The organism is Streptomyces collinus Tu 365, from assembly GCF_000444875.1.
GTDB lineage: Bacteria > Actinomycetota > Actinomycetes > Streptomycetales > Streptomycetaceae > Streptomyces > Streptomyces collinus_A.
The window spans coordinates 4956724-4975480 of sequence record NC_021985.1 but is presented as its reverse complement, the minus strand read 5'-3'; the positions used below and the strand labels follow the sequence as shown (position 1 = coordinate 4975480).

At 70.7% G+C, this 18757-nt stretch carries 15 protein-coding genes; 1 reads left to right on the top strand and 14 read right to left on the bottom strand.

Annotated elements, in window-relative coordinates; genetic code table 11:
• Positions 1-5: 5 nt before the first annotated feature.
• Positions 6-2006 (bottom strand): DNA helicase RecQ, encoded by a 2001-nt coding sequence (gene recQ, locus B446_RS21665; RefSeq protein ID WP_020941577.1) that lies wholly within the window; start codon positions 2004-2006, stop codon positions 6-8.
• 368 nt (positions 2007-2374) lie between these two features.
• Here recQ and B446_RS21660 point away from each other — a divergent pair, with 368 nt between their 5' ends.
• Positions 2375-2974 carry a hypothetical protein gene (locus B446_RS21660; RefSeq protein ID WP_052352172.1) on the top strand — a complete coding sequence of 200 codons (600 nt, stop codon included), beginning with the start codon at positions 2375-2377 and terminating at the stop codon, positions 2972-2974.
• A 62-nt stretch (positions 2975-3036) separates the two neighbouring features.
• On the opposite strand, the gene nuoN is transcribed toward B446_RS21660, so the two are convergent.
• The 13 genes from nuoN to B446_RS21595 are packed head-to-tail and all read right to left on the bottom strand — an operon-like array spanning position 3037 to position 18744.
• Positions 3037-4686 carry an NADH-quinone oxidoreductase subunit NuoN gene (gene nuoN / locus B446_RS21655; RefSeq protein ID WP_020941576.1) on the bottom strand — a complete coding sequence of 550 codons (1650 nt, stop codon included), beginning with the start codon at positions 4684-4686 and terminating at the stop codon, positions 3037-3039.
• Positions 4683-6254: an NADH-quinone oxidoreductase subunit M gene (locus B446_RS21650; RefSeq protein ID WP_020941575.1), complete on the bottom strand. Its 1572-nt coding sequence runs from the start codon at positions 6252-6254 to the stop codon at positions 4683-4685. The genes nuoN and B446_RS21650 overlap by 4 nt, the downstream gene beginning before the upstream one ends.
• A 5-nt stretch (positions 6255-6259) precedes the next feature.
• A complete protein-coding gene (gene nuoL, locus B446_RS21645) occupies positions 6260-8206 on the bottom strand; it encodes an NADH-quinone oxidoreductase subunit L (protein ID WP_020941574.1) in 1947 nt (648 codons plus the stop codon).
• Between the two features lie 15 nt (positions 8207-8221).
• Positions 8222-8521 (bottom strand): NADH-quinone oxidoreductase subunit NuoK, encoded by a 300-nt coding sequence (nuoK, locus tag B446_RS21640; RefSeq protein WP_020941573.1) that lies wholly within the window; start codon positions 8519-8521, stop codon positions 8222-8224.
• Entirely contained in the window at positions 8518-9366 is an 849-nt protein-coding gene (locus tag B446_RS21635) for an NADH-quinone oxidoreductase subunit J (RefSeq protein WP_020941572.1), read from the bottom strand. The genes nuoK and B446_RS21635 overlap by 4 nt, the downstream gene beginning before the upstream one ends.
• A complete protein-coding gene (nuoI, locus tag B446_RS21630; protein ID WP_020941571.1) occupies positions 9363-10013 on the bottom strand; it encodes an NADH-quinone oxidoreductase subunit NuoI in 651 nt (216 codons plus the stop codon). The genes B446_RS21635 and nuoI overlap by 4 nt, the downstream gene beginning before the upstream one ends.
• On the bottom strand, positions 10006-11385 hold the full coding sequence (gene nuoH, locus B446_RS21625; protein WP_020941570.1) for an NADH-quinone oxidoreductase subunit NuoH: 1380 nt from the start codon (positions 11383-11385) through the stop codon (positions 10006-10008). Before nuoH ends, nuoI begins: the two co-directional genes overlap by 8 nt.
• Positions 11382-13886: an NADH-quinone oxidoreductase subunit G gene (locus B446_RS21620; RefSeq protein WP_020941569.1), complete on the bottom strand. Its 2505-nt coding sequence runs from the start codon at positions 13884-13886 to the stop codon at positions 11382-11384. Before B446_RS21620 ends, nuoH begins: the two co-directional genes overlap by 4 nt.
• Positions 13883-15229, bottom strand: coding sequence for an NADH-quinone oxidoreductase subunit NuoF (nuoF, locus tag B446_RS21615; protein ID WP_020941568.1), 1347 nt, complete (start codon positions 15227-15229; stop codon positions 13883-13885). The genes B446_RS21620 and nuoF overlap by 4 nt, the downstream gene beginning before the upstream one ends.
• Entirely contained in the window at positions 15229-16095 is an 867-nt protein-coding gene (gene nuoE, locus B446_RS21610; protein ID WP_020941567.1) for an NADH-quinone oxidoreductase subunit NuoE, read from the bottom strand. The genes nuoF and nuoE overlap by 1 nt, the downstream gene beginning before the upstream one ends.
• Positions 16092-17432: an NADH-quinone oxidoreductase subunit D gene (locus B446_RS21605; protein WP_020941566.1), complete on the bottom strand. Its 1341-nt coding sequence runs from the start codon at positions 17430-17432 to the stop codon at positions 16092-16094. Before B446_RS21605 ends, nuoE begins: the two co-directional genes overlap by 4 nt.
• The gene (locus B446_RS21600) at positions 17429-18193 is read right to left on the bottom strand and encodes an NADH-quinone oxidoreductase subunit C (protein ID WP_020941565.1); all 765 of its coding nucleotides are present in this window, start codon (positions 18191-18193) and stop codon (positions 17429-17431) included. The genes B446_RS21605 and B446_RS21600 overlap by 4 nt, the downstream gene beginning before the upstream one ends.
• A complete protein-coding gene (locus B446_RS21595; RefSeq protein WP_020941564.1) occupies positions 18190-18744 on the bottom strand; it encodes a NuoB/complex I 20 kDa subunit family protein in 555 nt (184 codons plus the stop codon). Before B446_RS21595 ends, B446_RS21600 begins: the two co-directional genes overlap by 4 nt.
• Positions 18745-18757 lie beyond the last annotated feature (13 nt).

The following is an 18757-nucleotide window of genomic DNA, read 5'->3' as shown; positions in this document are numbered from 1 at the left end:
GGGGGCTACATCCAGTCGTCCGGCTCCGGCTCGTCCTGCGGTTCGGGCCACTCGTCCGCCGGGTCCGGATCCGCGGCGGACGGCGGCGCGGCGGCGGCCGGTGCCCGGCCGTCCAGCGAGTTCAGCACCGCGAGCACGCCCTCGCCGTACGTCGCCAGCTTCTTCTCGCCGACGCCGTTGACCGTGCCCAGGTCGCGCACCGAACCGGGTCTGCGGGCGACGATCTCCCGCAGGGTGGCGTCGTGGAAGATGACGTACGCCGGGACGCCCTGCTCCCGGGCCTGCTCGGCACGCCAGGCGCGCAGCGCCTCGAAGGCGGGGAGCAGCTCGTCGGGCAGTTCGGCCGCGGCGGCCTTGGCCTTGCGCTCGCCCCGGCCGGAGGAGGTGCCCGACCGGGACGCGGTCGGCCGCTTCGGCTCCTTGCGCAGCGGCACCTCCCGCTCCCGGCGCAGCACCGCGCCGCTCGCCTCGGTGAGGGCGAGCGTGCCGTACTCCCCCTCGACCGCGAGGAGTCCCTGCGCCAGCAGCTGCCGGATGACGCCCCGCCACTCGCCGTCGCTCAGGTCCTGGCCGATGCCGAAGACGGAGAGCTGGTCGTGGTCGAACTGGATGACCTTGGCGGTGCGCTTGCCGAGCAGGATGTCGACGATCTGCACGGCGCCGAACTTCTGCCCGCGCTCGCGCTGCAGCCGTACCACCGTGGACAGCGCCTTCTGCGCGGCGACCGTGCCGTCCCAGGTCTCCGGCGGGGTGAGGCAGGTGTCGCAGTTGCCGCATCCCGCGGCGGTGGCGTCCTGGCCGAAGTAGGCCAGCAGCTGGCCGCGCCGGCATCGGGCGGTCTCGCACAGGGCGAGCATGGCGTCGAGGTGGGAGGCGGCCCGGCGGCGGAACGCCTCGTCGCCCTCGCCGGACTGGATCAGCTTGCGCTGCTGGATGACGTCGTTGAGGCCGTAGGCCATCCAGGCCGTGGACGGCAGTCCGTCGCGGCCCGCGCGGCCCGTCTCCTGGTAGTAGCCCTCGATCGACTTGGGCAGGTCCAGGTGGGCGACGAACCGCACGTCCGGCTTGTCGATGCCCATGCCGAAGGCGATGGTCGCGACCACGACCAGCCCCTCCTCGCGCAGGAACCGCGACTGGTGGGCCGCGCGCGTGCCGGCGTCCAGGCCCGCGTGGTAGGGCACCGCCTCGATGCCGTTGGCGCTCAGGAACTCGGCGGTGCGCTCCACCGAGTTGCGGGAGAGGCAGTAGACGATCCCGGCGTCACCCGCGTGCTCCTCCCTCAGGAAGGCGAGGAGCTGCTTCTTGGGGTCGGCCTTGGGCACGATCCGGTACTGGATGTTGGGCCGGTCGAAGCTCGCGACGAAGTGGCGGGCGGCCGGCAGGTTCAGCCGCTGGGTGATCTCCTGGTGGGTGGCGTCCGTGGCGGTGGCCGTGAGGGCGATCCGCGGGACGTCCGGCCAGCGCTCGCCGAGCAGAGAGAGGGTGAGGTAGTCGGGGCGGAAGTCGTGGCCCCACTGGGAGACGCAGTGCGCCTCGTCGATCGCGAACACGGAGATCTTGCCGCGGGAGAGCAGGCCGAGCGTGCTCTCCACCCGCAGCCGCTCCGGGGCCAGGTAGAGCAGGTCCAGCTCGCCCGCCAGGAATTCCGCCTCGACCATGCGCCGCTCGTCGAAGTCCTGCGTGGAGTTGATGAAGCCGGCCCGCACGCCGAGCGCGCGCAGGGCGTCCACCTGGTCCTGCATCAGCGCGATCAGCGGCGAGACCACCACGCCCGTGCCCGGTCTGACCAGGGCGGGGATCTGGTAGCACAGCGACTTGCCGCCACCGGTCGGCATGAGGACGACGGCGTCACCGCCCGCCACCACGTGCTCGATGACCGCCTGCTGCTCGCCGCGGAAGGCCTCGTACCCGAAGACCCGGTGCAGCGTGGCCAGCGCCTCGCTCGTGGTCGCGTCCGGTCCTTCGGTCGCCGCCTGCATCTCGCTGATCCCGCCCGTCGTGCTCATCGTCCGGTCCCCCGTGTCCTGTCTTCCCGTCCCCCGTGCGTCGTCGTCCCTCGACCACTGCCTCCACGATAGGGGTCCGCGCCGACAGTGCCGGAAGTTGTCCACAGATGCGCATGGTTTGTCGTATCAGCTCATCGCGGGCGGCCCGGCTCATCGCGTGCGGCCCGGCGGTCGTCGCTGAACCGATCGGGTGCTTATCGGCGGCCGCCCATCGACCCATCGGGTGCTTCTGGAGGGCCGCCCGCCCCGGTGCGGGAAAAGGCTGCTGGAGCGGGCCGGGAGGAGGCCCGCCCGCCGACGGATCACGTCGCGCGCTCCCGCGAGGGGTGCGCGATCCCACCCGCGCCCGCCCCTAGGAGCCCCGCCTCATGATCGCTCGTTTCGCAGGAGCCGCCCTCGCCCTCGTCGCGGCCGTCGCCGTGCCCGCGTCCGCGCCCGCCCACGCCACCGGTCTCGACCCCGCCGTCGAACAGCAGCTCGGGGAGGCGTACGCGGCCACGGCGCGGTACGGCTACACGCCGTTCGCGGCCACGGACGGCTACCGGGCCCGCGTCTGCCTGGCCCGCGCCCAGGGCGGCATGGGCTTCCACTACTTCAACGAGTCCCACTTCGGCTCGCTGGACCCGAAGCGGCCCGCCGCGCTGCTCTACGAGGACGCCGGGCACGGCAAGCGCCGGCTCATCGGTGTGGAGTGGGTCGTCCCGGTCAAGGGCAAGAACATGAAGCGGCCCCGGCTGTTCGGGCAGGACTTCCAGGGCCCGATGCCGGGCCACTACCCGGGCATGCCCACCCACTACGACCTGCACGTGTGGCTGTACAAGAAGAACCCCAGCGGCCTCTTCGCGCAGTGGAACCCGCGGGTGACGTGCCCCGCCTCGGCCGCGCCGAGCATGTCGGGCATGAAGGGCATGAAGGGCATGAGCAGCATGAGCGGTGCGAAGGACATGAAGGGCATGTCCGGTCGCTGACGTGCGACGGCCCCGGTTCCTCAGGGGGAGGAACCGGGGCCGCGGCACAGCGCCTCGGCGCCTCAGCGCACGAAGACTCCCGCCTGGCTCGCCAGGTTCAGGAAGTACTGCGGCGCCACGCCGAGCACCACCGTCACCGCCACACCCACGCCGATCGCCGTCATCGTGAGCGGCGAGGGCACGGCCACCGTCGGGCCCTCCGGCCTCGGCTCGCTGAAGAACATCAGCACGATCACCCGGATGTAGAAGAACGCGGCGATCGCCGAGGAGATCACACCGATCACGACCAGGGGGGCCGCGCCGCCGTCCGCCGCCGCCTTGAACACGGCGAACTTCCCGGCGAAGCCGGAGGTCAGCGGGATACCGGCGAAGGCCAGCAGGAACACGGCGAACACCGCCGCCACCAGCGGCGACCGGCGGCCGAGCCCGGCCCACTTGGACAGGTGGGTCGCCTCGCCGCCCGCGTCGCGCACCAGCGTGACCACCGCGAAGGCGCCGATCGTCACGAACGAGTACCCGGCCAGGTAGAAGAGGACGGACGACACGCCGTCCTTCGACGTCGCGATGACACCCGCGAGGATGAAGCCGGCGTGCGCGATGGACGAGTACGCCAGCAGCCGCTTGATGTCGGTCTGCGTGATCGCGACGATCGCACCGCCCAGCATGGTGATGACCGCCACCCCCCACATGACCGGCCGCCAGTCCCAGCGCATGCCCGGCAGGACGACGTACAGCAGGCGGAGCAGCGCGCCGAACGCCGCCACCTTCGTCGCCGCCGCCATGAAGCCGGTCACCGGGGTCGGCGCGCCCTGGTAGACGTCGGGCGTCCACATGTGGAACGGCACCGCGCCCACCTTGAACAGCAGGCCCATGACGACCAGCGCGGTGCCGATCAGCAGCAGCGCGTCGTTGCCCATGGTGTTCGCCAGCGCCGGATCGACGTTGGCGACGGTCCCGTCGACGACCTGCGCGATGCGCGCGTACGACACCGAGCCCGCGTAGCCGTACAGCAGGGCGATGCCGAACAGGGTGAACGCGGAGGCGAACGCGCCGAGCAGGAAGTACTTGACCGCGGCCTCCTGCGACATGAGCCGCTTGCGGCGGGCCAGCGCGCACAGCAGGTACAGCGGCAGGGAGAAGACCTCCAGGGCCACGAACAGCGTCAGCAGGTCGTTGGCTGAGGGGAACACCAGCATGCCGCCGATCGCGAAGAGCAGCAGCGGGAAGACCTCGGTCGTGGCGAACCCGGCCTTGACGGCGGCCTTCTCGCTGTCGCTGCCCGGCACCGAGGCGGCCTGCGCGGCGAAGGAGTCGACCCGGTTGCCGTGCGCCTCCGGGTCAAGGCGCCGCTCGGCGAAGGTGAACAGGGCGACCAGACCGGCCAGCAGGATCGTGCCCTGGAGGAACAGGGACGGCCCGTCGACCGCGATCGCGCCCATGGCCGCGATGTGCGCCTTGGTGGTGCCGTACCCGTCGGCCGCCAGCGCGACGACCGCGGCGAACGCGGCGCAGAGCGCGACGACGGACACGAACACCTGGGCGTAGTAACGGGATTTCCGCGGGACGAAGGCCTCGACGAGGACCCCGGCCAGCGCCGCGCCGATGACGATCAGGGTGGGCGACAACTGCCCGTACTCGATCTTCGGCGTCGGGATCTTGGAGATCGGGTCGGCCGCGGTTGTCCACAGGCTGTGGACGGCTGTTGCGCTCACTTGGCCGCCTCCACCGAGGGCTTGGGGTCGGTCTTGTGTACGTCGGACATGGTCTGCTTGACCGCCGGGTTGACGATGTCCGTGACGGGCTTCGGGTAGACGCCCAGGAAGATCAGCAGCACGATCAGCGGCGCGACGACCACCAGCTCGCGCGCCCGGAGGTCGGGCATCGCCGAGACCTCGGGCTTCACCGGGCCCGTCATCGTCCGCTGGTACAGCACCAGCGTGTACAGCGCGGCGAGGACGATGCCGAAGGTGGCGATGACGCCGATGGCCGGGTAGCGCGTGAACGTGCCGACCAGGACCAGGAACTCGCTCACGAACGGGGCGAGTCCGGGCAGGGAGAGGGTGGCGAGGCCGCCGATCAGGAAGGTGCCGGCGAGCACCGGGGCGACCTTCTGGACCCCGCCGTAGTCGGCGATGAGCCGCGAGCCGCGCCGGGAGATCAGGAAGCCGGCGACCAGCATCAGGGCGGCCGTGGAGATGCCGTGGTTGACCATGTAGAGCGTGGCGCCGGACTGGCCCTGGGTGGTCATCGCGAAGATGCCCAGGATGATGAACCCGAAGTGGGAGATCGACGCGTAGGCCACCAGCCGCTTGATGTCCCGCTGGCCGACCGCGAGCAGCGCCCCGTAGATGATGCTGATGAGCGCCAGCACGAGGATGACCGGTGTCGCCCACCGGCTGGCGTCCGGGAACAGCTGGAGGCAGTAGCGGAGCATCGCGAAGGTGCCCACCTTGTCGACGACCGCCGTGATGAGCACGGCGACCGGGGCGGTGGACTCCTGCATCGCGTTGGGCAGCCAGGTGTGCAGCGGCCACAGCGGCGCCTTCACCGCGAAGGCGAAGAAGAAGCCGAGGAACAGCCAGCGTTCGGTGCTCGACGCCATGTGCAGCGAGCCGTTGGCGCGGGCCTGGACGATCTCCGTGAGCGAGAAGTTGCCCGCCACCACGTAGAGGCCGATCACCGCGGCCAGCATGATCAGGCCGCCGACGAGGTTGTAGAGCAGGAACTTCACCGCCGCGTACGACCGCTGCGTCGACGCCGCCTCCTCGCCGTGCTCGTGGGCACGGTCCCCGAAGCCGCCGATCAGGAAGTACATCGGGATGAGCATGGCTTCGAAGAAGATGTAGAAGAGGAAGACGTCGGTCGCCTCGAAGGAGATGATCACCATCGCCTCGACGGCCAGGATCAGCGCGAAGAAGCCCTGGGTGGGCCGCCAGCGCCGGCTGCCGGTCTCCAGCGGGTCGGCGTCGTGCCAGCCGGCGAGGATCACGAAGGGGATCAGCAGCGCGGTCAGGGCGATCAGGGCCACGGCGATGCCGTCGACGCCCAGTTCGTACCTGACCCCGAAGGCCGCGATCCACGCGTGGGACTCGGTGAGCTGGTAACGGGCCCCGCCCGGTTCGAAGCGGACCAGGACGGTGATCGCCAGCGCGAGGGTGGCGAGCGAGACCACCAGCGCCAGCCACTTGGCGGCGGTGCGGCTCTTGGCCGGCACGGCGGCCGTGGCGACCGCTCCCAGGGCCGGGAGCGCCGCCGCCGCTGTCAGCAGGGGAAAGGACATCGGTATCAGACCGCCCTCATCAGCAGGGTCGCGGCGACCAGGAGTGCCGCACCGCCGAACATCGAGACCGCGTAGGAGCGGGCGAAGCCGTTCTGGACCCGGCGCAGCCGGCCGGACAGGCCGCCGAAGCCGGCCGCCGTGCCGTTGACGACCCCGTCGACCAGGGTGTGGTCGACGTAGACCAGGGAGCGCGTGAGGTGCTCGCCGCCGCGCACCAGGACGACGTGGTTGAAGTCGTCCTGGAGCAGGTCGCGCCGTGCCGCCCGGGTGAGCAGCGAGCCGCGCGGGGCCACGACCGGGACGGGCTTGCGGCCGTACTGGGCCCAGGCGATGCCGACGCCGACGACCAGGCAGACCAGGGTCGCGCCGGTGACGGTCATGGCACTGACCGGGGAGTGGCCCTCGCTGTGGCCGGTGACCGGCTCCAGCCAGTGCAGGAAGCGGTCGCCGAGGTGGAAGAAGAAGCCGGCGAAGACCGAGCCGGCGGCCAGCACGATCATGGGGATCGTCATGATCTTGGGCGACTCGTGCGGGTGCGGCTCGGCGTGCTCGCCGTGCCGCTCCGCCGCGGGCTCGGCGCTCGGCGCCTGCGGGGAACGGGTGGGCTGGTTGCGCCAGCGCTCCTCGCCGAAGAAGGTCATCAGCATCACGCGCGTCATGTAGAAGGCCGTGATGGCCGCGCCCAGCAGGGCCACGCTCCCGAGGATCCAGCCCTGGGTGCCGCCCTTGGCGAAGGCCGCCTCGATGATGGCGTCCTTGGAGTAGAAGCCGGACAGGAACGGGAAGCCGATGATGGCGAGGTAACCGAGGCCGAAGGTGACGAAGGTGACCGGCATGTACCTGCGCAGGCCGCCGTACTTGCGCATGTCGACCTCGTCGTTCATGCCGTGCATGACGGAACCGGCGCCGAGGAACAGCCCGGCCTTGAAGAAGCCGTGCGTGACCAGGTGCATGATCGCGAAGACGTAGCCGATCGGGCCGAGGCCCGCGGCCAGCACCATGTAGCCGATCTGCGACATGGTCGAGCCGGCCAGCGCCTTCTTGATGTCGTCCTTGGCGCAACCGACGATCGCACCGAACAGCAGCGTGACCGCGCCGACGACGGTGACGGCGAGCTGCGCGTCGGGAGCCGCGTTGAAGAGGGCACCGGAGCGGACGATCAGGTAGACGCCGGCGGTCACCATCGTGGCGGCGTGGATCAGGGCCGACACCGGGGTGGGGCCCTCCATGGCGTCCCCGAGCCAGGACTGCAGCGGCACCTGGGCCGACTTGCCGCAGGCGGCGAGGAGCAGCATCAGGCCGATGGCGGTCAGCCTGCCCTCGGAGGCGTCACCGGTGTGGCTGAGGACCGGGCCGAAGGCGAAGGTGCCGAAGGTGGTGAACATCAGCATGATCGCGATGGACAGGCCGATGTCGCCGACCCGGTTGACCAGGAACGCCTTCTTCGCCGCCGTGGCGGCGCTGGGCTTGTGCTGCCAGAAGCCGATCAGCAGGTAGGAGGCGAGACCGACGCCCTCCCAGCCGACGTACAGGAGCAGGTAGTTGTCGGCGAGGACGAGCAGCAGCATCGCCGCGAGGAACAGGTTCAGGTAGCCGAAGAAGCGGCGGCGCCGCTCGTCGTGCTCCATGTACCCGACCGAGTAGAGGTGGATGAGCGAGCCGACGCCGGTGATCAGCAGGACGAACGTCATCGACAGCTGGTCGAGGCGGAAGGTGACGTCCGCCTGGAAGCTGCCGACCGAGATCCACGTCCACAGGTGCTGGGTCAGCGTGCGGTGCTCGGCGTTCCGGCCGAGCAGGTCGGCGAAGAGGGTCAGGCCGATCACGAAGGATGCGGCCGACAGGAGCGTGCCGATCCAGTGGCCGACGGCGTCCAGCCGCCGGCCGCCGGTCAGGAGGACGGCCGCTCCGAGCAGGGGCGCCGCGATGAGCAGCGCGATCAGGTTCTCCACGATTCTTCCGACCCCTTACAGCTTCATCAGGCTGGCGTCGTCGACCGAGGCCGAGTGGCGGGTGCGGAACAGCGACACGATGATCGCGAGGCCCACCACGACCTCCGCGGCGGCGACGACCATCGTGAAGAAGGCGATGATCTGGCCGTCGAGGTTGCCGTGCATCCGGGAGAAGACGACGAACGCGAGGTTGCAGGCGTTGAGCATCAGCTCGACGCACATGAACACGACGATCGCGTTGCGCCTGATCAGCACCCCGGTCGCGCCGACGGTGAACAGCAGGGCCGCGAGATAGAGGTAGTTGACCGGGTTCACTTCGACGCCTCCTCGGACCGCTTGAACGTCGTCGGCTCGATCGCGGTCCGCTCCAGGCGCTCCTCGGCGCGCTGCTCCAGCGCCCGCAGGTCGTTGAGCGCCTCGGTGGACACGTCGCGGATCTGGCCGCGCTCGCGCAGCGTCTTGCTGACGGTCAGCTCCGACGGCGTGCCGTCGGGCAGCAGGCCGGCGATGTCCACGGCGTTGTGCCGGGCGTAGACGCCGGGGGCCGGCAGCGGCGGGATGTGCTTGCCTTCGCGGATGCGCTGCTCGGACAGCTCGCGCTGGGTCCTCGCCCGCTCGGTGCGCTCGCGGTGGGTGAGCACCATGGCGCCGACGGCGGCCGTGATCAGCAGGGCGCCGGTGATCTCGAAGGCGAAGACGTACTTGGTGAAGATGAGGGACGCGAGCCCCTCCACGTTGCCGTTCGCGTTCGCCTGTCCGGTGCCGTCGAACTGGGTCAGGGAGGCGTGCCCGATGCCCGCGAACAGCAGGACGCCGAAGCCGACCCCGCACAGCAGGGCGAGCCAGCGCTGGCCCTTGATGGTCTCCTTGAGCGAGTCCGCGGCCGTGACGCCGACGAGCATCACCACGAACAGGAACAGCATCATGATCGCGCCGGTGTAGACGACGATCTGGACGACGCCGAGGAAGTAGGCGCCGTTGACGAGGTAGAACACCGCCAGGACGATCATGGTCCCGGCGAGGCTGAGCGCGCTGTGCACGGCCTTCTTCATGAAGACGGTGCCGAGGGCGCCCAGCACCGCGACGGTGCCGAGGATCCAGAACTGGAAGGCCTCACCGGTGGACGTGGTGTAGGCGGCGGCGAGTTGCTGCGCGCTCATCGGCCGGTCACCTCCCGCGAGGCGGGTTCCTGCGCACCGGTGGTGGCCGCGGCCTCCTCGGGCTCCTCGCCCTTGGACACGGCGACCTGCCGCACCGTCCCCGGCGCCGCCTCGCTCACCAGGCCCCGGTAGTAGTCCTGTTCGTCGGTGCCCGGGAAGATCGCGTGGGGCGTGTCGACCATGCCGTCCTCGAGACCGGCGAGCAGCTGCTCCTTGGTGTAGATGAGGTTGGCGCGGCTGGAGTCGGCCAGTTCGAACTCGTTGGTCATCGTCAGCGCGCGCGTGGGGCACGCCTCGATGCACAGCCCGCACAGGATGCAGCGGGCGTAGTTGATCTGGTAGACGCGGCCGTAGCGCTCGCCCGGGGAGTAGCGCTCCTCCTCGGTGTTGTCGGCGCCCTCCACGTAGATGGCGTCGGCGGGGCAGGCCCAGGCGCACAGCTCGCAGCCGACGCACTTCTCCAGGCCGTCCGGATGGCGGTTGAGCTGGTGCCGTCCGTGGAACCGCGGAGCCGTGGTCTTCTGCTGCTCCGGGTACTGCTCGGTCAGCCGCTTCTTGAACATGGCCTTGAAGGTCACGCCGAAGCCGGCCACCGGGTTCTGGAAGCCGGGCTTCGCCTGCCCGGACTCCTTCGGCTCCTCAGCCATCGGACGCCTCCTTTCCCTCCGTGGATCCGTCACTGACAGTGTCCGGTCCGCCACTGACAATCAGCTCGCCCTCGCGGCGCGAGCGGCGCCTGGGCACCGGGGGCAGCTCCTGTCCGGGCAGCGGCGGTACGGGGAACCCGCCCGCCATCGGGTCGAACCCGGCCGGTCCGGCGGCGGCCGGCTGCCCGGCTCCCTTGCCGCCCTTGTCGCCCCGGTCGCGGAACATGTCGGCGACGAAGGAGAGCAGCAGCAGGGCGAGGACGCCCCCGCCGACGTAGAGGGCGATGTCGGCGAAGTCGTAGTGCTCGTTGCGCAGCACCCGTACGGTCGCGACGAGCATCAGCCAGGTCACGGAGACCGGGATGAGGACCTTCCAGCCGAGCTTCATCAGCTGGTCGTAGCGGACGCGTGGGAGCGTGCCGCGCAGCCAGATGAAGAAGAACAGCAGCAGCTGGACCTTGATGACGAACCAGAGCAGCGGCCACCAGCCGTGGTTCGCGCCCGCCCAGAAGCCGCTGATGGGCCAGGGGGCGCGCCAGCCGCCGAGGAACAGGGTGGTCGACACGGCCGAGACCGTCACCATGTTCACGTACTCGGCGAGCATGAACATCGCGAACTTGATGGACGAGTACTCGGTGTTGAAGCCGCCGACGAGGTCACCCTCGGACTCGGGCATGTCGAAGGGGGCGCGGTTGGTCTCGCCGACCATCGTGACGATGTAGAGGATGAACGAGACCGGCAGCAGCAGGATGTACCAGCGGTCGTGCTGCTGCGCCACGATCGTGGAGGTCGACATCGACCCGGAGTAGAGGAACACCGAGGCGAACGCGGCCCCCATGGCGATCTCGTAGGAGATCATCTGGGCGCACGAGCGCAGGCCGCCGAGCAGCGGGTAGGTGGAGCCGGAGCTCCAGCCGGCCAGCACGATGCCGTAGATGCCGACCGAGGCGACCGCGAGGATGTAGAGCATCGCGATCGGCAGGTCGGTGAGCTGCATCGTGGTCCGGGTGCCGAAGATCGAGATCTCGTTGTCGGCCGGGCCGAAGGGGATCACCGCGATCGCCATGAAGGCCGGGATGGCCGCGACGATCGGTGCGAGGACGTAGACCACCTTGTCCGCGCGCTTGACGATGATGTCTTCCTTGAGCATCAGCTTCACGCCGTCGGCGAGCGACTGGAGCATGCCCCAGGGGCCGTGCCGGTTGGGGCCGATGCGCAGCTGCATCCAGGCGACGACCTTGCGCTCCCACACGATGGAGAAGAGCACGGTCACCATCAGGAAGGCGAAGCAGAAGACCGCCTTGATCACGACCAGCCACCAGGGGTCGCGGCCGAACATCGAGAGGTCTTCAGCGGCGAGGTACGGGCTCATGCCTCCACCTCCTCGGGGGCTTCTTCGGCACGGGCCGCCGGGCCGATGCGGACGAGGGAGCCGGGAGTGGCCCCGGTGTCGGAGGCGACGCCGCCGCCGACGGAGTTCAGCGGGAGCCAGACCACCCGGTCGGGCATGTCGGTGATCCGGAGCGGGAGTCCGACCGTGCCCCGGGGACCGGTGACGGTCAGGACCTCGCCGTCCGCGACGCCCGCCTCGGCGGCCGTGGCGGACGACAGCCGGGCGTGGGCGGCGTGCCGGGTGCCGGCGAGCGCCTCGTCGCCCTCCTGCAGGACGCCCTGGTCGAGCAGCAGCCGGTGGCCGGCGAGCACGGCCTCCCCGGCGGCCGGGCGCGGCAGCGCCCTGGCGGACTCCACGGGCGCGGAGGCCCGCGGGCCGTCCCAGGCGCCGAGCCGGTCGATCTCCGCGCGCGTGGTGCGCAGATCGGGCAGGCCCAGGTGGACGTCCATGGCGTCGGCCAGCATCTGCAGCACGCGCGTGTCGGTCGGGGCGAGGCGGCGGGTCATCTGCTCGGGCTTCAGGGCGGCGTCGAAGAACCGCACCCTGCCCTCCCAGTTCAGGAAGGTGCCGGGCTTCTCGGCGACCGCGGCGACCGGCAGGACGACGTCGGCGCGTTCGGTGACCTCGCTGGGCCGCAGCTCCAGCGACACCAGGAAGCCGACGCTGTCGAGCGCCTCACGCGCGCGTGCCGGGTCGGGCAGGTCGGCCGGCTCCACGCCGGCGACCACGAGGGCCGAGAGTTCACCGGTGGCGGCGGCCTCGATGATCTGGTGAGTGTCGCGGCCGTAGCGCGCGGGCAGTTCGGCCAGCCCCCAGACGGCGGCGACCTCCTCCCGCGCGCGCGGGTCGGTCGCCGGGCGGCCGCCCGGCAGCAGCGACGGCAGCGCGCCCACCTCGACGGCGCCGCGCTCGCCGGCCCGCCGCGGAATCCACACGAGCCGGGCGCCGGTCGCGGCGGCGGCGCGTACGGCGGCGGTGAGCCCGCCCGGGACCGCGGCGAGCCGCTCCCCCACCACGAGCACGGCGCCCTCGGCGCGCAGCGCCTGCGCGGCCTCCGTGCCGGAGTCCTCCAGGCCGACGCCGCTCGCGAGGGCGTCCAGCCACTCGGTCTCGGTGCCGGGAGCGGCCGGCAGCAGGGTGCCGCCCGCCTTCTCCAGGCCCCGGGTGGCGTGTGTGGCGAGGGCGTAGACCCGCTGCTTGTGCCTGCGCCACGCCTTGCGCAGCCGCAGGAAGACGCCGGGCGCCTCCTCCTCCGACTCGAACCCGACGAGCAGGACGGCGGGCGCCTTCTCCAGGGAGGCGTACGTGACGCCCGTGCCGTCGAGGTCACGGCCCCGGCCGGCCACCCGGGACGCCAGGAAGTCGGCCTCCTCGCCGCTGTGCACGCGCGCGCGGAAGTCGATGTCGTTGGTGTCGAGCGCCACGCGCGCGAACTTGCTGTACGCGTAGGCGTCCTCGACGGTCAGCCGGCCGCCGGTGAGGACACCGGCCCGGGACCGGGCGGCGGTCAGTCCGCGCGCGGCCGCTTCCAGCGCCTCGGGCCAGGAGGCGGCCTCCAGGACGCCCTCGGCGTTGCGCACCAGGGGGACGTCGAGGCGGTCCTTGAGCTGTGCGTAGCGGAACGCGAAGCGTCCCTTGTCGCACATCCACTCCTCGTTGACCTCGGGGTCGTTGGCGGCGAGCCGCCGCATGACCTTGCCGCGCCGGTGGTCGGTGCGGGTGGCGCAGCCGCCGGCGCAGTGCTCGCACACCGACGGCGAGGAGACCAGGTCGAAGGGGCGGGAGCGGAACCGGTAGGCGGCCGAGGTGAGGGCGCCGACCGGGCAGATCTGGATGGTGTTGCCGGAGAAGTACGACTCGAAGGGGTCGCCCTCGCCGGTGCCGACCTGCTGGAGCGCGCCCCGCTCGACCAGCTCGATCATCGGGTCGCCCGCGACCTGGTTGGAGAACCGGGTGCAGCGGGCGCACAGCACGCACCGCTCGCGGTCGAGCAGCACCTGCGTGGAGATGGGGACCGGCTTCTCGTAGGTCCGCTTGCGGCCCTCGAAGCGGGACTCCGCGTTGCCGTGCGACATGGCCTGGTTCTGCAGCGGGCACTCGCCGCCCTTGTCGCAGACCGGGCAGTCCAGCGGGTGGTTGATGAGCAGCAGCTCCATCACCCCGTGCTGGGCCTTCTCGGCGACGGGCGACGTGAGGTGGGTCTTCACCACCATCCCGTCCGTGCAGGTGATGGTGCAGGACGCCATCGGCTTGCGCTGGCCCTCGACCTCGACGATGCACTGGCGGCAGGCACCGGCCGGGTCCAGGAGGGGGTGGTCGCAGAAGCGCGGGATCTCGATGCCGAGCTGCTCGGCGGCCCGGATGACCAGGGTGCCCTTGGGCACGCTGATCTCGGCGCCGTCGATCGTCAGCGTGACGAGGTCTTCCGGCGGGACCGCCGCCTCTCCCCCTCCGGAGGGAGCACTGGTGGTCACGGTCATGCGTTCACCTCCGGGCGGTCCGCCCAGGCCGTCGACTTGGCCGGGTCGAAGGGACAGCCCCGGCCCGTGATGTGCTGCTCGTACTCCTCGCGGAAGTACTTCAGCGAGGAGAAGATGGGTGAGGCCGCGCCGTCGCCGAGGGCGCAGAAGGACTTGCCGTTGATGTTGTCGGCGATGTCGCCCAGCTTGTCGAGGTCGGACATGACGCCCTTGCCCGCCTCGATGTCCCGCAGCAACTGCACCAGCCAGTACGTCCCTTCGCGGCAGGGCGTGCACTTGCCGCAGGACTCGTGGGCGTAGAACTCGGTCCAGCGGGTCACCGCCCGCACCACGCAGGTCGTCTCGTCGAAGCACTGCAGGGCCTTGGTGCCGAGCATGGAACCGGCGGCGCCGACGCCCTCGTAGTCGAGGGGGACGTCGAGGTGCTCGTCGGTGAACATCGGGGTCGAGGAGCCGCCCGGGGTCCAGAACTTGAGGCGGTGCCCGGCGCGCATCCCGCCGCTCATGTCGAGGAGCTGGCGCAGCGTGATGCCGAGCGGGGCCTCGTACTGGCCGGGGCTGGCGACGTGGCCGCTGAGCGAGTAGAGCGTGAAGCCCGGGGACTTCTCGCTGCCCATGGACCTGAACCAGTCTTTCCCGTTCTTCAGGATGGCGGGAACCGACGCGATCGACTCGACGTTGTTCACCACAGTGGGGCAGGCGTAGAGCCCTTCGACGGCGGGGAAGGGAGGACGCAGCCGCGGCTGGCCGCGGCGGCCTTCGAGCGAGTCGAGCAGGGCGGTCTCCTCACCGCAGATGTACGCGCCGGCGCCGGCGTGCACGGTGAGTTCCAGGTCGAGCCCGCTGCCCAGGATGTTCTCGCCGAGGTAGCCCGCCGCGTAGGCCTCGCGCACGGCCTCGTGCAGCCGCCGCAGGACGGGGACGACCTCGCCCCGCAGATAGATGAAGGCGTGCGACGACCTGATGGCGTAGCACGCGATGACGATGCCCTCGACGAGGCTGTGCGGGTTCGCGAAGAGGAGCGGGATGTCCTTGCAGGTCCCGGGCTCCGACTCGTCTGCGTTGACGACGAGATAGTGCGGCTTTCCGTCCCCCTGCGGGATGAACTGCCACTTCATCCCGGTCGGGAATCCCGCGCCGCCGCGGCCGCGCAGCCCGGACTCCTTGACGTAGGCGATCAGGTCGTCCGGGGACATGGCGAGCGCCTTGCGGAGCCCCTCGTACCCCCCGTGCCTGCGGTAGACGTCCAGGCTCCAGGACCGGTCCTCGTCCCAGAAGGCCGACAGCACCGGTGCGAGCAGCTTCTCCGGGCTCGTGTCCTTGACCTCGGGTACCACGGTCATCACTCCCCCTCCTCGGCGGCGGGCCCGGCCGGGTGGGCGGGGTCGGAGGCCGATGTGTCCTGCGGCGCGTCGTGGGAGCTGAGGTGCTCGGCGGGCGACGGCTCGTGCGCGGTGCCGTGCGGCTGCTCGTGCGGGCCTCCGCGCGGATGGACCACGCGCGCGGGTGCGGTCTCCCCCCTCGCCAGGCGGAGGCCCACCAGCGACGCCGGTCCCGCGCCGCCGCTCTCCTCGACGGCCCCGGGCCGCTCGTCGGGGAAGCCGGCCAGGATCCGCGCGGTCTCCTTGAAGGTGCACAGCCGCGCCCCGCGCGTGGGCTGGACGGGCCGCCCCTCGCGCAGGTCGTCGACCAGGCGCTTGGCGCTGCCGGGGGTCTGGTTGTCGAAGAACTCCCAGTTGACCATCACGACGGGCGCGAAGTCGCAGGCCGCGTTGCACTCGATGTGCTCCAGGGTGACCTTGCCGTCGCCGGTGGTCTCGCCGTTGCCGATGCCCAGGTGCTCCTGGAGGGTCTCGAAGATCGCGTCGCCGCCCATCACCGCGCACAGCGTGTTGGTGCAGACGCCGACCTGGTAGTCGCCGGAGGCCTTGCGCCGGTACATGGTGTAGAAGGTGGCGACGGCGGTGACCTCGGCGGTGGTCAGGCCGAGCATCTCCGCGCAGAACCGCATGCCGGTGCGCGTGACGTGGCCCTCCTCCGACTGCACGAGGTGGAGCAGCGGCAGCAGGGCCGACCGGGAGTCCGGGTAGCGCGCGATGACCTCGCGCGCGTCCGTCTCCAGCCGGGCCCGGACGTCGTCCGGGTACGCGGGTGCGGGCAGTTCGGGCATGCCCAGGCTGACGCCCCGCTCCGAGGAACTGGTGGTCACCGGTCGACGCCTCCCATCACGGGGTCGATGGACGCGACGGCGACGATGACGTCGGCGACCTGGCCGCCCTCGCACATCGCCGCCATGGCCTGCAGGTTGGTGAAGGACGGGTCGCGGAAGTGGACCCGGAAGGGGCGGGTGCCGCCGTCGGAGACGGCGTGGACCCCGAGCTCGCCCTTGGGCGACTCGACGGCCGCGTAGGCCTGTCCCGGCGGTACCCGGAAGCCCTCGGTGACCAGCTTGAAGTGGTGGATCAGGGCCTCCATGGAGGTGCCCATGATCTTCTTGATGTGGTCGAGGGAGTTGCCGAGCCCGTCCGGTCCCAGGGCGAGCTGGGCCGGCCAGGCGATCTTCTTGTCGGCGACCATGACCGGGCCGGGCTGCAGCCGGTCGAGGCACTGCTCGACGATCCCGAGCGACTGGCGCATCTCCTCCAGACGGATCAGGAACCGTCCGTAGGAGTCGCAGCTGTCGGCGGTCGGGACGTCGAAGTCGTACGTCTCGTAGTCGCAGTACGGCTGCGACTTGCGCAGGTCGTGCGGCAGGCCGGTGGAGCGCAGGATCGGGCCGGTGGCGCCGAGGGCCATGCAGCCGGCCAGGTCGAGGTAGCCGACGTCCTGCATACGGGCCTTGAAGATGGGGTTCCCGGTGGCGAGCTTGTCGTACTCCGGGAGGTTCTTCCTCATCTTCTTGACGAACTCGCGGATCTGGTCCACCGCGCCGGGCGGCAGGTCCTGGGCGAGTCCGCCGGGCCGGATGTACGCGTGGTTCATCCTGAGGCCCGTGATGAGCTCGTAGATGTCGAGAATCATTTCACGATCACGGAATCCGTAGATCATGATCGTGGTGGCGCCCAGCTCCATGCCGCCGGTGGCGATGCACACCAGGTGCGAGGAGAGCCGGTTCAGCTCCATCAGGAGCACCCGGATGATCTTGGCGCGCTCGGTGATCTGGTCCTCGATGCCGAGCAGCTTCTCGACGGCGAGACAGTAGGCGGTCTCGTTGAAGAAGGACGTCAGGTAGTCCATGCGCGTCACGAACGTGGTGCCCTGCGTCCACGTGCGGAACTCGAGGTTCTTCTCGATGCCGGTGTGCAGGTAGCCGATGCCGCAGCGGGCCTCGGTGACCGTCTCGCCCTCGATCTCCAGGATCAGGCGGAGCACTCCATGGGTGGACGGGTGCTGGGGACCCATGTTGACGACGATGCGCTCGTCGTCGGCGCGGGCCGCGGACTGGACGACCTCGTCCCAGTCGCCACCGGTGACCGTGTAGACGGTGCCCTCGGTGGTCTCGCGCGCCGAGGCGGCCGAGGCCGCTGATGCTGACTGCGTGCTCACGAGTACGACCTCCGCTGGTCCGGAGCCGGGATCTGGGCGCCCTTGTACTCGACGGGGATGCCGCCGAGGGGGTAGTCCTTGCGCTGCGGGTGGCCCTGCCAGTCGTCCGGCATCATGATCCGCGTCAGGGCCGGGTGGCCGTCGAAGACGATTCCGAAGAAGTCGTACGTCTCGCGCTCGTGCCAGTCGTTCGTCGGGTAGACGGGGACCAGCGACGGGATGCGCGGGTCGCCGTCCGGGGCGCTGACCTCCAGCCGGACGAGCCGGTTGTGGGTGATCGAGCGCAGGTGGTAGACGGCGTGCAGCTCGCGGCCCTTGTCGTGCGGGTAGTGGACGCCGCTGACGCCCGTGCACAGCTCGAAGCGCAGGGCGGGGTCGTCGCGCAGGGTGCGGGCGACGCGGACCAGGTGCTCGCGCTCGATGTGGAACGTGATCTCGCCGCGGTCGACGACCGTCTTCTCGATGGCGTTGCCGGGGAGCAGTCCCTGCTCCTCCAGCGCGCCCTCCAGCTCGTCGGCGACCTCGTCGAACCAGCCGCCGTAGGGCCGGGCCGCGGGCCCGGGGAGCCGGACCGAGCGGACCAGTCCGCCGTAGCCGGAGGTGTCGCCGCCGTTGTCGGCGCCGAACATGCCGCGCTGGACGCGGATCTCCTCACCGCCCTGGCCGCGCTGGCCGGGGAGGTTGGAGGCGGAGAGGTCCTTCTCGGGGTTCACCCCGTTCGCGGACCCGTCGGCGCCGTTGGTGCCGTGTCCGTCGCTCACCGCAGCAGCCCCTTCATCTCGATCGTGGGCAGGGCCTTGAGCGCCGCCTCCTCCGCCTCGCGGGCCGCTTCCTCGGCGTTCACGCCGAGCTTGGAGGACTGGATCTTCTGGTGGAGCTTGAGGATCGCGTCCATCAGCATCTCGGGCCGGGGCGGGCAGCCGGGGAGATAGATGTCGACCGGGACGATGTGGTCGACGCCCTGGACGATCGCGTAGTTGTTGAACATGCCGCCCGAGGAGGCGCAGACGCCCATGGAGATCACCCACTTCGGGGCCGGCATCTGGTCGTAGACCTGCCTGAGCACCGGCGCCATCTTCTGGCTCACCCGGCCGGCGACGATCATCAGGTCCGCCTGGCGCGGCGAGCCGCGGAAGACCTCCATGCCGAAGCGCGCGAGGTCGTAGCGTCCGGCGCCGGTGGTCATCATCTCGATGGCGCAGCAGGCCAGGCCGAACGTGGCCGGGAAGACGGACGCCTTGCGCACCCAGCCCGCGGCCTGCTCGACGGTGGTGAGCAGGAAGCCGCTCGGCAGCTTTTCTTCGAGTCCCATGTCTCTAAAGGCC

Bases quoted from the DNA above. Each gene is read 5' to 3' on its own strand.
- recQ (WP_020941577.1), bottom strand. From the start codon at position 2,006: ATGAGCACGACGGGCGGGATCAGCGAGATGCAGGCGGCGACCGAAGGA.
- B446_RS21660 (WP_052352172.1), top strand. From the start codon at position 2,375: ATGATCGCTCGTTTCGCAGGAGCCGCCCTCGCCCTCGTCGCGGCCGTC.
- B446_RS21650 (WP_020941575.1), bottom strand. From the start codon at position 6,254: ATGTCCTTTCCCCTGCTGACAGCGGCGGCGGCGCTCCCGGCCCTGGGA.
- B446_RS21635 (WP_020941572.1), bottom strand. From the start codon at position 9,366: ATGAGCGCGCAGCAACTCGCCGCCGCCTACACCACGTCCACCGGTGAG.
- nuoI (WP_020941571.1), bottom strand. From the start codon at position 10,013: ATGGCTGAGGAGCCGAAGGAGTCCGGGCAGGCGAAGCCCGGCTTCCAG.
- nuoH (WP_020941570.1), bottom strand. From the start codon at position 11,385: ATGAGCCCGTACCTCGCCGCTGAAGACCTCTCGATGTTCGGCCGCGAC.
- B446_RS21620 (WP_020941569.1), bottom strand. From the start codon at position 13,886: ATGACCGTGACCACCAGTGCTCCCTCCGGAGGGGGAGAGGCGGCGGTC.
- nuoF (WP_020941568.1), bottom strand. From the start codon at position 15,229: ATGACCGTGGTACCCGAGGTCAAGGACACGAGCCCGGAGAAGCTGCTC.
- B446_RS21595 (WP_020941564.1), bottom strand. From the start codon at position 18,744: ATGGGACTCGAAGAAAAGCTGCCGAGCGGCTTCCTGCTCACCACCGTC.